Raw genomic sequence first — 14,775 nt, 5'->3', positions numbered from 1 at the left:
GTGCCGGCTTTTCTCGGCGACTGATTTTGACTGTATGTTGCCCAATGCCGGGGAAGATGATTGCATGTATCGTTATTTACCGCGCTATTTCAACAATAACGAGTCTCCGCTGCGCTGGTGTCGGCTACTCGTTATTTGTCCGGTGTTCTTCAGCTACGGTGCGTGGGGAGAAACCGAATTTGAACAGGCTTTTTTGCGTCGGGGTAAAAACGGTGTCTCGCAGGCGGTCTTTATTAACCAGGATTCGCTGCTGCCCGGCCGCAGGTTGACGGATATTGTGGTCAATGAACGTTTCGACAGTAAGGTTGAGATTGATTTTGTGGATACCGGGAAGGCGGTGATTCCCTGTCTTTCCCAAACTCAGCTTCAGGAATTTGGCATCCGTGTCGGCCTCTATTCCGGATGGGTCACCCGCGACACGGAAAATATCACTCCATCCGGTCGCGCAGAGGCCGCTCAGGCCCGCTGTGAAGATCTGCCGCAGAGAATCCCCGCTTCATCGCTGAAATACGATAATACAAATCAGACGCTGAACATTACCGTGCCTCAGGAGGCGGTGGACAAGCAGCGGTTTACCATGATTTCGCCTGCCGAATGGGATCACGGCGTGCCCAGCCTGCGCACTTCGTACAGCGGCTATTTTTACTCTTCACGGCTCAAAGGTTCCTCAGGAGCCGGGTGGCGCACGGAGGATCTCTCTTCCAGCAGCGCCTGGCTCAGCCTCAACACCACCGGTAGCCTCGGGCCCTGGCGTCTGTACAGCATGGACTCGTTTAATCGCGATAACGATGGACGCTGGACAGCGAACCATGACCGGAGCTATCTCGCCCGGGATATCGCCGCCCTGCGCAGCAGCCTGCAGGCCGGGGAAATTTACACCCGCACCTACGGGACCATGGCCGGCTCGCTGCCGCTGCGCGGCATCTCGCTGGCCACCAGCGAACGGATGTCGCTGGATAATCAGTACAGCTATGCGCCGGTTATCCGCGGCGTGGCCCGCACCAACGCCCGCCTGAGCGTGCGTCAGCGCGGGCGGGTGATCTACAGCACGCTGCTGACGCCGGGCGCCTTTGCGCTGGAAGATATTTATACCGCGCAGGTCGGGGCCGATCTGGATGTTACTGTCGAGGAGTCGGACGGGCAGATTCAGACTTTCCGCGTCCCCTATACCGCACTGCCAGGAATGCTGCGCCCCGGCTCAACGCGCTATAGCCTGGCGGCGGGGAGGTGGCGCAACCCGCACGGCGCGGGAACGGAACCCCCTTTGCTGTTCGCCACGCTGGAGCATGGCCTTGAACGCGTCACGCTGAACAGCTCTGCGCTGGTGGCGGAAAAATACCAGATGCTCTCCCTCGGCGCGGCCTGGAACATTGGCGCAATTGGCGCTTTTTCGGCTGAAGTGGCGCATGCCCGCTATCAGGAAACCTGGAGCGACCAGCGTCAACGCGAAGGGGCTGCGGCCCGGCTGCTTTATGCCCGTCAGTTTGATGCCACCGGCACCTCGCTGCAGCTGCTTGGCTACCAGTATCAGTCGGCCTCGTTTCTCGACCCCGCGGAGTTTCTGTCGCGCCAGAGTCTGAGCGATATCGATGGCAATGCTCCGGATAGCGCCTTCTGGCAACGGCGGCGCCGTAACCGGATGGAGGCGACCGTCAGCCAGAATTTGCAGGCCGTCGGCAGCCTGTATCTGACGCTCAGCCAGGAGCGTTTTTATGGCACCCGGGAGAAAAACACCTCCCTGAGCGCCGGGACCGGCACCACCGTCGGCAATGCCAGCGTTTCGCTCTCCCTGACCTATAACCGGAACAATCATATCAGCGATAACCAGCTCGGGCTGTCCATCAGCCTGCCGCTATCGTCACGGCGCCCCGGCGGCCAGGATGCCGGTTTCCTGAGCTACGGCCTGAGCCGCAACCGGGATAATCAATACGGCCAGACGCTGGGATATGCGGGCACCAGCGCAGGCAATGCCTTGAATTATTCGGCAAACGTCCAGCGCGATCCGCGCGGCGACTATAGCCAGGCGCTATCGTTGGGCTGGAATGCCAGCAAAGCCAGCCTGACCGGTGGATTCAGCCGGGGCGGCGATTACCGGCAGTACTCCGCCGGAATAACGGGCGGCCTGACGCTCTATGAAGGTGGCGTCATTCTGTCGCCGTCGCTGGGGAATACGGTGGCGATCGTGGAGACCCCGGGAGCGGAAGGCATTCGCGTTTCAGGCGCCAGTAGCGCGCGGACGGATAGTAAAGGCCGCGCGATGGTGACCTGGCTGACGCCGTATCGCTATAACGAGGTGACCCTCGATACCCGCGCCGCCGATGGCGCTGAGCTACAGGAGTCCTCCCGTAAGGTTGTGCCGTCAGAGGGCGCGGCCGTGCGGCTGCGTTTTGCCACGCGCGGCGGCAGACGCGCCCTGGTGGCGATCGGCAGTAAGAAGCGTATTCCCATCGGTGCGCTGGTGTATGTGGAGAATGAAGCGGAAGAGGCCGGGATTGTCGGTCAGAAAGGGCTGACCTGGCTGACCGGGCTGGATACCCGCCAGGCCCAGGCGCTGAGGGTGAAATGGGGCAACACGGCGAGCGAGCAGTGCCGGGCGACCCTGCCGGCCCCGACGAATGAGCAGCTTAAACCTGAGAATTTACACCAGAAAATAACGCTGGAATGCCTCTGAGTATTCCCCCCAGACAACGAAACGAAAGAGTCAGCAGATGAAATCAGTAAACATAGTGGTTGCCGCCGTTCTGGCCGGCATGTTGCTTAGCCTGCCCGCTCAGGGGGCCGTGAGGCCGAAGCTGACGCGGATTGTGGCCTATGCGCAGGATCGGGAAACGCCGGTTGAGGTCGTTAATGACAGCGATGAAACCTACCTGGCGCAGGCCTGGCTGGAAGACCTCGCGGGAAATGACCATGACATTCCGCTGGTCCTGACGCCGCCGGTAATGAAACTTGAGGGGAAAAAGCAGGGGCGATTCCGGCTCGTGGTGCTGCCTGGGGCCATTGCGCAGGACAGAGAATCCGCCTACTGGCTGTCGCTGCAGGAGATCCCGCCGAAGGGGGAAGGGGCGAATAAGCTGGTGATCGCCATCCGCAGCCGCCTGAAGGTATTTGTCCGTCCGCAGGGCCTCAATTCGACCGACGCCCGCGAGGCCGCGGGGAAGCTTCGCTGGAGTATTGAAAAGGAAGGCGCCAGCGTCTGGCTGCGGGCGACCAATCCGACCCCCTATTACGTCAGCTTCGGGCGCTTGACCGTGGGGAAAGGCAACGGCGCCTTGCTGGAGGATCGCCACCGGATGCCGCCGCCGTTCGGCAGCGAACGCTATCGTTTGCCGTCGGCGCTGAGGAGCGGCCCGGTCATCGTGACGTGGAGCGGTATCCATGACTGGGGCGGGGCGGGTGAGGAACACCGGGTGGAACTGGCATTATGACGATATACAACAACGGAGGGCGCGTATTCGCGGGCGTTCTGCTGGCACTGCTGCTGCAGGCTTTTGCGCCTGGGGCCGTCGCCTGGACTACATCCCGACACTATATCTGGAATGACAGCCAGAGCAGTAGTAACGGGCAGTCCGCGGGAACCTGCGTCTATACCTATCCTGATAGTTTGCCGTTCTCGGTTCCGCGTTCGATCATTGCGGACAACTCCGTTCCCCTTGGTTCCATTATCGGGGCGTGGAGCTATGCGGACTTCAATGTCACCTTTTCCATCAGCTGTAGCGGCAGTGGGATCGAGAGTGAAACCTGGAAAATCGCGGGCACGGATGCTGCTGTTAGCATAATGGATCCCAGTTACGCACTTGCCGGATTAGGGTTTAACCTTGCAGGCGCGAACGCGGGAAACGGCATACTTAAGACCTCGGTCGAAGGCGTCGGAATTCAGTTTTTTATCAAATCAGATACGTCGCTACTGGGGAATAACGCCGCCGATTTCCCCTATATTCGGTTATCTGGCTTTGATGTTTGCGGCGGGGCTATTTTTGCGGCCACCGGAGTGGAACATGAGTTCTGCGGCCCGACGTCAGGACAGGCCGGCATGGTATTAAGAATGCTGGACACGCGTACTGAAGGCGGCGTCACGCGCTGGTTTATGCCAACCTCGAGCCTCACCTTCTCTTTACGAGCCGAGCTGATCAAAACCGGCCCCGTGACGGCGTATGGCCCCTTATCCGTCAGCCATCTTTTTAACTCCTGGATGGCGCCGGCGCCGGCGAACGTAAACACTAACCCGCCGACGCATTTTCTCAGCGGAAGCGGGATCACCCTGGTGCGTCCTACCTGCAAACTGAGTACTCAACGTTCACCCCATTACTCTCTTAACATGGGAGAATGGTCCGCCAATACGATAGCTCAGTCCGGCGAGCCGGCCTTCGGGCTAAAGATTCCACTGCAGTTAGATCTGGAATGTGTCGGGATGGCTGAAAACGTGCGGATGCGCTTTGAAGATGCCGGCGCTTCTCCTCTGGCTACCCATAATATCAGCCTGTACGACGCCGCCGCCGGGAACAAGATCGACGGTCTTGAAATTGAACTGCTGTACGGCGACGCTCATGTTGATATCAACGGCCCAGCCATCAATCTTGGTAACCATGGAAGTACTGTGCTGGTTACCGGAGCGGGGAGTGATAAAGTTTATACGCTCACGTCGACAAGCTATTCAAGGGCAACCCTGCAGGCGCGCTATATCCAGCGAGCGGCGATCACCCGATCGAACATCCCATATACCGGGCCGGTCACCGGAACGGTCAACCTGTTTATGGTGTATGACTGAGGCGAAGGGCTGGAGATTGTTATCTCCAGCCGGGATGACTCCTGTTTTACCGCGGAGATCCCGCTTGTGCCGGCGGGGAGCCTGAAGACGAATATCCATTACAGAATAAATATTGCTCATCGATTGATATTATTAAATGAAGAACATCTTTTTTCTTCAGACCACCCTGACTGAGGGAAGGAGAGCCTGCCGGGCTAAAAAGTGCTGAGGTCATGACGGAATGTCGACCTGTTGTGTTATATTGTAACAATGTGTTTTTCCGTGAAACGTTACGCTGGCACGGGTGAGGCGCTGTGGTAGGGTTTATTGCTTAATCATTGCTTCGGGATGCGTTCTTATTATGAAAATTTATCGTCTGGTACTTTTATCCGTGGCCTTCAGTTCCCCGGCGGCCTTTGCCTTCCAGGCAAAAAACGTGACCATCGCAGAGGTCAGCGCAGAACAGCTGAAAAAATCGGAAGATAACATCGTCAGCAATTTTTATAGCCACAATGACGCCGGCTTCCAGACTTCCACCTTAGGCACCTGTAGCGCGACCCCGGTTCCCGGCTGCCATTGCGCCTTCTGCACGATGCTGCGCGGCGGGGCGTAAATACGCCGGTCGTCCACGGTTTGCCGCAGTATCTTTGTGGTTATTGTTGATGGTCGGTTGATGCTGGCTCCCGGACAATCATGCCGGTAGCGAGTTGTATGAGCCGCTTTTTAACCCAAAGAGAAAGCTGATGTTTAAGATAATTTATCTGTCCGCCGCGCTGGCTATGCTGTCAGGGTGTTCTGGCCTTGTCGATAAGGTAAAAAACACCGAACTGAAAGAGGAATATTTCTCCGCCAGCGTAGAACGCACCCACGAATGTATTCAGTATCAGTCCATCCGCCAGCATTTTTATGTTGAAAAAGACGATCCGCTGCCCAACGGCAATAAAAGGTATCACCTTCTCAGAGGCGATGAGGCGGTGGTAAATATGGATATGCGAAAATCGGGCAAACAGACGCTGGTCAGTTTCTTCTACGATAAAAGAGACCCGCAGGTAAAAAGCGCGTTGACTGACATCATTCATCAATGCCACCGCGACCTGGATTAGCTTTACGGTCTTGCCCACACGGTCAGTCTCTGAGCGTACAAATATCCTGTATGGCGCAAACGCCATACAGGGGTTAGCCGCCGCGACTGGAATACACGCCTTGATGGCATAGCTGCAGGATAGAGCGTAGAACCTCGCCAGCCTTACCCTCTTTTTCTCCTTCTCCCTCGTCAGATCGCGGCGATCCCGCCGCGATCCAGGTAAACAACCGCCTGCCTGTTTATCAATAAATCCCAATTACATTCATTTTATTGGCATATGTAACACAAATGTTATGCCTTATTATCATTTTTTAACCAATCAATCGGTCACCACCAGAGGGATGGCAATTGTTTATAAATACGATAAAAAAACACTATCTGACGAAGGTATTGCTGGGTACGTTCACCTTGATGCTCGGATTTTCAGGCCCTCTGTATGCCGAAGAACAACTGCCATCGGTTATCCATATTGCGGGGCAGGGCAATCCCTACGGCACGCCGTACGGCTCGGCGGTCATCGGTGTGGTGCGCGCGGGGCACTATCTGGAAGACGAATTTGCTAAAGACAACGTCAAAATTGACTGGCAGTTTCCACAGGGAACCGGTCCGGCAATTAATGAAGCTTTAGCCAACGGACAGCTGGATTTCGCTAATTACGGCGGCTTACCTAACATCGTCGGGCGGGGATCGGGTTTAGGCACCACTGTACTTGCCTCTTACGGCAGTAGCCCCATTTACGTGGTGGTGCGTAAAGATTCGCCGATCACAAGCCTGCAGGATTTGAAAGGAAAAAAAGTCTCGGTTTCGCGCGGGACGATTCTGGAGTTATCGCTGGCGACGCTGTTGTCGGAACAGGGGCTGACGGAAAACGATATTCAGCTCTTCGACTTAAAATCCGCCGACCAAATTTCCGCCCTGACCTCCGGCGATATTGACGTCATCGTCGGCACCTCTGACGTATTGACGCTGCTGGATAAAGGCATCGCCACGCAGATCTACACCACCAAAGGCAAATCCGACCCTGCCAATATTTTTGGCTCGCTGGTGGTGACAAATAATTTCCTTAAACAGTATCCGCAGGCCACTCAGCGGGTTGTCGACGCTTTCGTCAAAGCCGCCGCGTTTGTCGCTGACGAGAAGAATCGCCCGCAGGTTTTCGCCTGGTGGGCATTGACCAAAGTTCCGGCCAACAGTCTGGAGACGGACTATAAAGGGGATTTGTTAAAGGATCGTCTCAGCCCGCTGCTGGATGATTACTATCTGGCGAACCTGCGCCGCGGGATTGCGTTTGCGAAGCAGAGTAAGCTGATTCGCCGCGACATTGATGTATCGACCTGGGTCGACCCGAGCTATCTGAATCGCGCCATTGAAAAGTACGGCTATACCTCCCTGTGGACCAAAAAAGCGGCGAACGGAGAACCTGATGTCCAGAGCCAATAGCGAGATCGTTGAGGAGAGCGCCGATGTGCTGGTGGTCGGCGGCGGCCCGGCGGGAGCATGGGCGGCGCTGATAGCGGCGCGTAGCGGATGTCGGGTGATCCTTGCCGATAAGGGATATTTCGGCACCAGCGGCGCGACGGCGCCCTCCAATACCGGCACCTGGTGCGTTCCGCCCGGGCAGCGGGAAGATGAGATCGCCCGGCGCCGTCGGCTTACCGGCGAGCTGGCGGCACCTGAAGTGATGCAGCGTACCCTGGCGGGCTGTTGGGAAGGTTTACAACAGCTGCTTGCCTGGGGCTATCCGTTCCCGCACGACCACGGCGGCAACCCCTATCTGGCCAATTTGCGCGGCCCGGATTATATGCGTTTTATGCGCCAGAAGGCACGTGAAGCGGGCGTGACGATTATGGACCATTCACCCGCGCTCGCGCTGCTGAAGGATGCCGATGGCGTGGCGGGCGCGGTGGGATTGAACCGGCAAAAAAACTTCTTCTGGCGCGTGACCGCCTCCAGCGTGGTGCTGGCTACCGGCGGCTGCGCGTTCGGCGAACGTATTTTAGGCGCAACCGGGCTGACTGGCGATGGCTACGTGATGGGGATGGAGGCGGGAGCGGCGCTGTCCGGCATGGAATATAGCGCTCAGTATGGGATTACGCCGGTCCATACCTCCATGAACAAAGGCGTCATTTATCAGTGGGCGACCTTCTACGACGCCAATGGTCATGTGCTGGCGATTGAAGGCGACCGCCAGACGGCGCTGGCGCAGGCCTTACTTAGCGGGCCGGTTTACGCCTGTCTGGACCGTGCTGACCCGCCGCTGCAGGCCTGCCTGCGCCAGTCGCAGCCCAACTGCTTTGTGCCGTTTGACCGCCAGGGAATCAACCCGTTTAGCGACAAGTTTGAAGTCGTGCTGCGCTGCGAAGGGACGGTGCGCGGCCTGGGAGGACTGCGCTTGCAGGATAGCCACGGCGCGACGGACGTTGCGGGATTGTACGCCGCCGGCGATGCCGCCAGCCGTGAAGGTATGAATGGCGTGATCAGCGGCGGCGGCGGCCCCAACGCCGCCTGGGCTATCGCCAGCGGGCGCGCCTCGGGTCTCGCGGCGGCCCGCGCCGCCGGGAAACTAAAACCGCTGGCCGCCGCACGTCGGCAAAGGCATCGCCAGACGCCGCTGCTGAACGTAGGCGGACTGGGCTACGACCTGTACGGCAGCGGGGCGGGCGCCGATGCGCAGCAGCCGGCCGCCATTCTTGATGCCGTTCGCGACGAAATGCTGCCGTTGAATAAGAACTTCTTCCGCACGTCGGCGGGCATCAGTCAATCGCTCAGCCGCCTGAACGGTCTTTCTAAATCACTCGGCTTATACGGCTACAGCGCCAGCGATTCGCTGGTTGAACTGCTGCGCAGACGCGAAGCTCGTTCCCTGCTGAAGGTCTCCCGCTGGTCCTATAAAGCCGCGTTGCTGCGGCAGGAGAGTCGGGGCATTCATCGCCTGTTGGATCGTCCGCATAGCCAGCCGGCGTTCGCTAAACGCATCGTTATTCATGGCCTGAATGCGCCCGCGTGGGACAGCCATGCGTTACCGGAGGGGGAGTAATTGATTGAAATTATCTCTGCAGCATCCTGCATTGCCTGCGATCGCTGCGTCACCGTTTGTCCTGCCAACGTATTTGATAGCGTTCAGGGACGGGCGCCGATCATCGCCCGTCAGCAGGATTGCCAGACGTGCTTTATGTGTGAAATCTACTGCCCGACGGATGCGCTGTACGTCGCCCCGGATGCGGAAAAAAGCGCCCAGGTGAGAGAGGAGACGGTGTCTCGCGCCGGCCATATGGGCGAGTACGCGCTTAATCTTGGCTGGAAGCAGGGGCGCGCCGGCGGAGCGGAAAACGATCAAACCTATCGCATTCGTGAACTGTACCGTCAGCAGCAATCGAGGCAACGGGAGTCGTCATCATGAGAAGCATCGTCATCCCTCAAACGCTAAAGGCGTCCGAACAACTGCCGCGGCGGGTCGCAACCAGACGCTATCCGTGGCTATTCAATAGCCTGTTGGCGCTGGTCTTTCCGGCGTTTATCCTGCTGCTATGGCAGGTCGCCAGCGATTTCGCATGGATGCCGGAGCAGATCCTGCCGGCGCCGTCTTTCACCCTGCAAACGGCGATTGAGTTGATTCACTCCGGCGAGCTGGGGGAAGCCTTACGCATCAGTCTGCTTCGTCTCACGGGCGGCTTTTTGGTCGGCAGTACGCTCGGGCTGGCCTGTGGTTTGCTTTTTGCCACCTCCAGCGCTGCCGACGAGTATATTGGCCCGACGGTGCGCGCGATTTGCCTGGTACCGTCGCTGGGCTGGCTGCCGTTCTTTATGCTGATTTTTGGTATCGGGGAAACGCTGAAGTTTGTACTCATCGCGAAAACCTGCTTTCTGCCGGTGCTGATTTCCAGCTATAACGCCGCGCGCGATCTGCCGCAAAAATACCGCGATGTCGCCAGGGCGCTTGAGCTGAGCGGCAGCGAGCGCTTGCGGATTATTTATTTACCCGCCATTGCCCCGGCTATTTTTACCGGTTTGCGCCTGTCGTTGAGCAAAGGCTGGAAAGCGCTCGTTCTGGTGGAAATGATCGCCTCCGCCGCCGGGATTGGCTATCTGATGACGTGGGGGCGTAAAGCCTTCCAGCTCGATGTGGTGTTTGTCACCATGGTGTTTATTGGTCTGATCGGCTGGCTGATTGATTACCTGGCATCGCGCTGGGAAAAACGCCTGATGCGCTGGGCGGATGAGGGCGCGTCATGAGCCAGATACAAGGGCGCAAGGTGGCGTTTTCCCGCCGCTGGCGCGCCGTGATTTTGCCACTGGGCCTGCTGCTGCTGTGGGCGGCGCTGAGCCACGCCCGGGCGATGAATGCCAATATTATGGTCTCTCCCCTTCAGGTAGTGCATACCCTATGGCAAAGCCTTGGCGATGGCTCATTACCGCTGGCGATTAGCGCCACGGTTCTGCGTGCGCTGGCCGGTTTGCTGATTGGCGGGCTGGCCGGATTGGCGGTCGGCATGCTGCTGGGAACCAACGGCCTCTCCCACCGTCTGTTTTCACCGACGTTTAACGGGCTACAGCAGATTGCGCTGTTCGCATGGATCCCGCTATTAAGCGCGTGGGTCGGCACCGGCGAAGGATTGAAAATTACCGAGATTTCGCTAGGCGCTTTTTTCCCGATGCTGCTTAGCACGCGCGAAGGCTGCCGTCAGGTCGCGGAAAAATATCGCGAAGTGGGTTACCTGCTTGAATTCAACGCCATCCAGATATTGACGCGTATTACGCTTCCCGCCGCGCTGCCGGCGATGGTGAGCGGACTGGAAACCGCCTTCACCATCGCGTGGCTCGGGACCATTGGCACCGAATATTTAGTCGGGACCGGCTACGTTAATGGGTTGGGCGATGGCTTAGGTATCTATCTTGCGGCGGCCCGTATGTACGGTGATATGGACAAGGTGATTGTGGGCGTATTCACGCTGGCCGTCGTTGGCATTCTGTTAAACCGTGCGATTGCACTTTTATCCCGGAGAATAACACCGTGGTTGACGCATTAATTCCTGTCGCTTCAGCAGCAAACCCTACGCAGACCATCGACATTGTTGACGTGTCGCGTTATTTCACTGTTAACGAAGGCATCTTTCAGGCGCTGGATCGGATCTCCCTGACGGTGAAAAAGGGGGAGTTTGTCAGCCTGATTGGCCCCAGCGGCTGCGGGAAATCCACGCTATTGCGCATGCTGGCCGGCCTGGATCGGCCCGATAGCGGGCAGGTTCTGGTCAGCGGCGTGCCGATTGATGCGCCGTCCTTATCCCGCGGGATTGTGTTTCAGGATCATCGACTGCTGCCCTGGCTCAGCGTTGAAGACAATATTCTGCTTAGTCTCAAGCGCCAGGGAGGCGCGACGGAGCAAAACCGGCAGAGCGTCGCCCGGTTGATTGAGCTGGTCGGGTTGTCAGGGTTTGAGAAAGCCTGGCCGCATCAGCTGTCCGGCGGTATGTCGCAGCGCGCGGCGATTGCGCGCTGCCTGGCGCCCAACCCCGAAATATTGCTGCTCGATGAACCTTTCGGCGCCCTTGATTCCCTGACGCGCCGTCGTTTACAGCAAGAGCTGCTGCAGGTCTGGGAAAAAAATCAACTTACTACGGTCATGGTGACGCACGATATTGACGAAGCGCTCTATCTGTCTGACCGGATTATCGTCCTGAAGCCGCGTCCCGGCCGTTTGCATAACCAATATGAGGTTGCTTTATCACGCCCAAGATCGCTGGACGATCCCGCGCTGCTGGAGATAAAGCGTGAGATACAGCGGGCGCTGGATGTGTGAGCGGTGGCGGCAGATGGACTTGCCGCGCAATGGGCGAAACCCGTCGGCCCCCCAGAGGCTGGCGGCAAACGCCCATCCCGCTGATTTTCCCTCCGGTTGACCGCCGTAAAAATCATTGTTGCGTTAAAGACAAAAGTATTTTGCGTTAATGCGTATTTATAGCAAAAGTCACGCGCCGCATACTCACCCGCAGTCATACGTCAGTGGCTCTGCGTACACCCTAAGTCAGCATATGCCTGACCCCGGTACGGGTCGCTTCCGGCATCCGCCGCACTATCCCGCAGTTAAAGCGCCCGCTCGCACGATGGGGCGCTGCAGCCACTCGCCAACACCTTATATATCGGTAAGTTACGGAGCGGTTCATGAGTTTAGATGCATTAACGCGAGGCGGTTTTTCCGTGGGGGTTGAGCTTCCGCTGGATAACGACTGGTCCGCCAGCGGACAGCGTAAAAGGGTACAGGAAGGGCGTCCTTTCGGCATTCCCGATCTTTCAGGCCATGAAGAGCTTATTATCCTGGCCGACCAGCTGGGTTTTCGCGCGGCGTGGATCAGAGACGTACCGCTTTACGACCCCTCGTTTGCTGACGCGGCCCAGGTCTTTGAAACCATGACCTATCTGGGCTATCTGTCCGCGTTGACCCGGACGATTTTACTCGGGACCGCCGCCGTGGTTCTGCCTTTACGCCAGCCCTGGCTGGTAAAAAAAGCGGCCCGCACGCTCCAGACCCTGAGTCACAATCGGCTGCTGTTGGGGATCGCCAGCGGCGATCGGCCGCTGGAGTATCCCATTTTTGATGTCGATTACGCCACCCGCGGCGAACGCTTTCGCCGCAGCGTGGAGATTCTGCGCGCCGACGACGGCGAAGCGCTGCCGCAGGGAGTGCAGCTGTTACCTCAGGCGCCGAATCCTCCCCTGCTTGTTGCCGGCCTGGCGCAGCAGACGCCGGAATGGGTAGGCAAGCATATGGATGGCTGGCTGGCCTATCCCGGCACACCCAATGAACACGTCCGCCGCGTCGCGCTGTGGCGCAAGCTGGCGGGTGATAAACCCTATATCAGCTTTATTCATCTTGATCTGCTGGCGGATCGGCATGCGCCCGTTGAACGCATCCATTTTGGTATTCGGACCGGCGTGCAGGGATTAATCACCGAATTAAATGCCATGCGTCAGGCCGGGGTGAATCATATTGGCCTGCATTTTCGGCATAACCAGCGCCCGCTGGCAGAAACTTTTCACGACATTGCCGAAAGTGTTTTGCCTCATTTCCATCAGCCAACGCTTTAGCCGCATAAAATATCAGTGTCAGTAACGCGATTAACTATACCTGCAAGGTTCATCGCTTGTTATACCCCTTATTATTCAAATAAAGGATAGGTGCTATGCAAAATACGCTTTTTTCTCCGCGTCATGCCGCTTCGGCGGTGGCGATATATGGGCTATTTAACCCGCTACCGGTCGGCTTTTTCACCGCCGCGTGGATTTTCGATCTGATTTATCTCTCCAGCTTTAATTCTCTGTGGACCCTGGCCGCCGCGTGGTTGATTAGCTTTGGGCTGGTGCTGGCGATTATTCCGCGGCTCATTAACCTGGTGTACGTATGGAAAGGCGGTTTCGCAGCGCTTTCAGCGCCGAAGGTGGATTTTTGGCTCTCGGCGGCCGCCGTTGTGCTGGCGATTATTAATGCTTTCGTCCACAGTCGGGATGCGTATGCCGTTGTCCCTCAGGGAGTCATACTGTCAACGCTGGTGGTATTACTGCTATCGATTGCCAATATTCAGACGGCGCTTCGTAGCCGCCAGAAGGCGGGGGTATAAGCCATGAAAAAACAACATATCCTCTCCCTGCTGACCCTCTCTTTGGCCCTCGGCCTGGCCGGCTGCGACGATGCTTCCACGCTGGACCCGAAACAACAGATGGGCGCCGAACCGACGCTGCCGCCGGCGGAGAATTTCCTGTTGCCGCCGATGAAGGTACCGCGGGGAGTCGGCTGGAAAGAGGGGGAAAAACCGAGAGTCGCCGCCGGGCTGCACATTGAGAAAATGGCCGATGGTTTTCTGCACCCGCGCCAGCTCTACGTATTGCCAAATGGCGACGTGCTGGTGATTGAGTCCAACGGTACCGGCGATCCGGTTTCCATGCCGAAACAGAAGATCATGGGCTGGGTGCAGAGCTTTTCCGGCGCGGGCGGCAAAGGCGGGAATCGCATCACGCTGCTCCGTAATAGCAATGGCGATGGTGTGACGTGGCAGAAACACCTCTTCCTGGAAAATCTGCATTCGCCATTCGGCGTACAGCTGATTGGTAACGATCTGTATGTCGCCAATTCCGATAGCCTGCGCAAATATCACTATCAGAGCGGGCAGACGCGGATCGACGATCCGGGAGTCGAGCTGACGGAACTTCCCGGAGGCCCGATTAACCATCACTGGACTAAATCCCTGCTGGCCAGCCCGGACGGTAAGACGCTGTATGTCGGCGTGGGGTCGAACAGTAATATCACGGAGAACGGCATCGGCGCGGAATACCGGCGCGCGGCGGTTTTGCAAGTCGATGTGGCGAGCGGAGCCAGCCGTATTTATGCCAGCGGCTTGCGCAACCCAACGGGGCTGCAGTGGGAACCGCAGAGCGGAAAGCTCTGGGCGGTCGTCAATGAGCGCGATGAAATCGGCGCCGATCTGGTCCCCGATTATCTCACCTCTGTGCAGGAGGGCGGGTTCTATGGCTGGCCATATAGCTATTTTGGTCAGCATATCGATCGCCGGGTGCAGCCGCAGCGCCCTGATCTGGTGGCCAAAGCCATTAAACCCGACTATGCCCTGAGCTCGCACGTCGCGCCGCTGGCCCTGTGGTTCTATAGCGGAACGGGCTTACCGGCAAAATATCGCGGCGGCGCTTTTATTAGCGAGCACGGCAGCTGGGATCGTAAGCCTTTAAATGGCTATCGCGTCGCCTGGGTCGCCTTCAAAGAGGGAAAACCCGTTGGCTATCCGGAGCCGGTGGTGACCGGTTTCCTCAACGACAGCGGCAGCGAAGCCCACGGTCTGCCCGTAGGCCTGGCGATGGATAAACAGGGCGCGCTGCTGGTGGCGGACGATGCGGGGAATACCGTCTGGCGCGTCACCGCCGCCAGATAGACCGGCCCCCGCGA

At 58.0% G+C, this 14,775-nt stretch carries 14 protein-coding genes; all 14 read left to right on the top strand.

What is annotated here, in order from left to right:
* Positions 1-64 precede the first annotated feature (64 nt).
* The 14 genes from ACI2JR_RS11310 to ACI2JR_RS11245 all read left to right on the top strand — a co-directional run bounded on the left by ACI2JR_RS11310 (position 65) and on the right by ACI2JR_RS11245 (position 14,761).
* Positions 65-2,671: a fimbria/pilus outer membrane usher protein gene (locus ACI2JR_RS11310; protein WP_462478567.1), complete on the top strand. Its 2,607-nt coding sequence runs from the start codon at positions 65-67 to the stop codon at positions 2,669-2,671.
* Positions 2,672-2,708: 37 nt separating this feature from the next.
* Positions 2,709-3,425 (top strand): molecular chaperone, encoded by a 717-nt coding sequence (locus ACI2JR_RS11305; protein WP_462478566.1) that lies wholly within the window; start codon positions 2,709-2,711, stop codon positions 3,423-3,425.
* Positions 3,422-4,765 carry a fimbrial protein gene (locus ACI2JR_RS11300; protein ID WP_462478565.1) on the top strand — a complete coding sequence of 448 codons (1,344 nt, stop codon included), beginning with the start codon at positions 3,422-3,424 and terminating at the stop codon, positions 4,763-4,765. Before ACI2JR_RS11305 ends, ACI2JR_RS11300 begins: the two co-directional genes overlap by 4 nt.
* Positions 4,766-5,105: 340 nt before the next feature.
* Positions 5,106-5,357 carry a hypothetical protein gene (locus ACI2JR_RS11295; RefSeq protein WP_132725030.1) on the top strand — a complete coding sequence of 84 codons (252 nt, stop codon included), beginning with the start codon at positions 5,106-5,108 and terminating at the stop codon, positions 5,355-5,357.
* Between the two features lie 130 nt (positions 5,358-5,487).
* Positions 5,488-5,847 (top strand): hypothetical protein, encoded by a 360-nt coding sequence (locus ACI2JR_RS11290; RefSeq protein ID WP_462478564.1) that lies wholly within the window; start codon positions 5,488-5,490, stop codon positions 5,845-5,847.
* Positions 5,848-6,176: 329 nt separating this feature from the next.
* A complete protein-coding gene (locus tag ACI2JR_RS11285) occupies positions 6,177-7,268 on the top strand; it encodes an ABC transporter substrate-binding protein (RefSeq protein WP_132725026.1) in 1,092 nt (363 codons plus the stop codon).
* Positions 7,252-8,865: an FAD-binding protein gene (locus ACI2JR_RS11280; RefSeq protein WP_462478563.1), complete on the top strand. Its 1,614-nt coding sequence runs from the start codon at positions 7,252-7,254 to the stop codon at positions 8,863-8,865. Before ACI2JR_RS11285 ends, ACI2JR_RS11280 begins: the two co-directional genes overlap by 17 nt.
* A complete protein-coding gene (locus ACI2JR_RS11275) occupies positions 8,866-9,228 on the top strand; it encodes a 4Fe-4S dicluster domain-containing protein (RefSeq protein ID WP_132725022.1) in 363 nt (120 codons plus the stop codon).
* Positions 9,225-10,061, top strand: a complete 837-nt coding sequence (locus ACI2JR_RS11270; protein WP_132725020.1) for an ABC transporter permease — start codon at positions 9,225-9,227, stop codon at positions 10,059-10,061. Before ACI2JR_RS11275 ends, ACI2JR_RS11270 begins: the two co-directional genes overlap by 4 nt.
* Positions 10,058-10,855, top strand: coding sequence for an ABC transporter permease (locus tag ACI2JR_RS11265; protein WP_462478562.1), 798 nt, complete (start codon positions 10,058-10,060; stop codon positions 10,853-10,855). Before ACI2JR_RS11270 ends, ACI2JR_RS11265 begins: the two co-directional genes overlap by 4 nt.
* Positions 10,840-11,625: an ABC transporter ATP-binding protein gene (locus tag ACI2JR_RS11260; RefSeq protein WP_462478561.1), complete on the top strand. Its 786-nt coding sequence runs from the start codon at positions 10,840-10,842 to the stop codon at positions 11,623-11,625. Before ACI2JR_RS11265 ends, ACI2JR_RS11260 begins: the two co-directional genes overlap by 16 nt.
* Before the next feature lie 362 nt (positions 11,626-11,987).
* On the top strand, positions 11,988-12,911 hold the full coding sequence (locus ACI2JR_RS11255; RefSeq protein WP_462478560.1) for a TIGR03571 family LLM class oxidoreductase: 924 nt from the start codon (positions 11,988-11,990) through the stop codon (positions 12,909-12,911).
* Between the two features lie 95 nt (positions 12,912-13,006).
* On the top strand, positions 13,007-13,441 hold the full coding sequence (locus ACI2JR_RS11250) for a DUF2231 domain-containing protein (protein WP_132725012.1): 435 nt from the start codon (positions 13,007-13,009) through the stop codon (positions 13,439-13,441).
* A gap of 3 nt (positions 13,442-13,444) precedes the next feature.
* Positions 13,445-14,761: a PQQ-dependent sugar dehydrogenase gene (locus tag ACI2JR_RS11245; protein WP_462478559.1), complete on the top strand. Its 1,317-nt coding sequence runs from the start codon at positions 13,445-13,447 to the stop codon at positions 14,759-14,761.
* Positions 14,762-14,775 lie beyond the last annotated feature (14 nt).

The sequence above is a fragment of the Klebsiella sp. NPDC088457 genome (assembly GCF_044900465.1).
GTDB lineage: Bacteria > Pseudomonadota > Gammaproteobacteria > Enterobacterales > Enterobacteriaceae > Klebsiella.
This window is presented reverse-complemented; position numbering and strand designations above follow the sequence as displayed.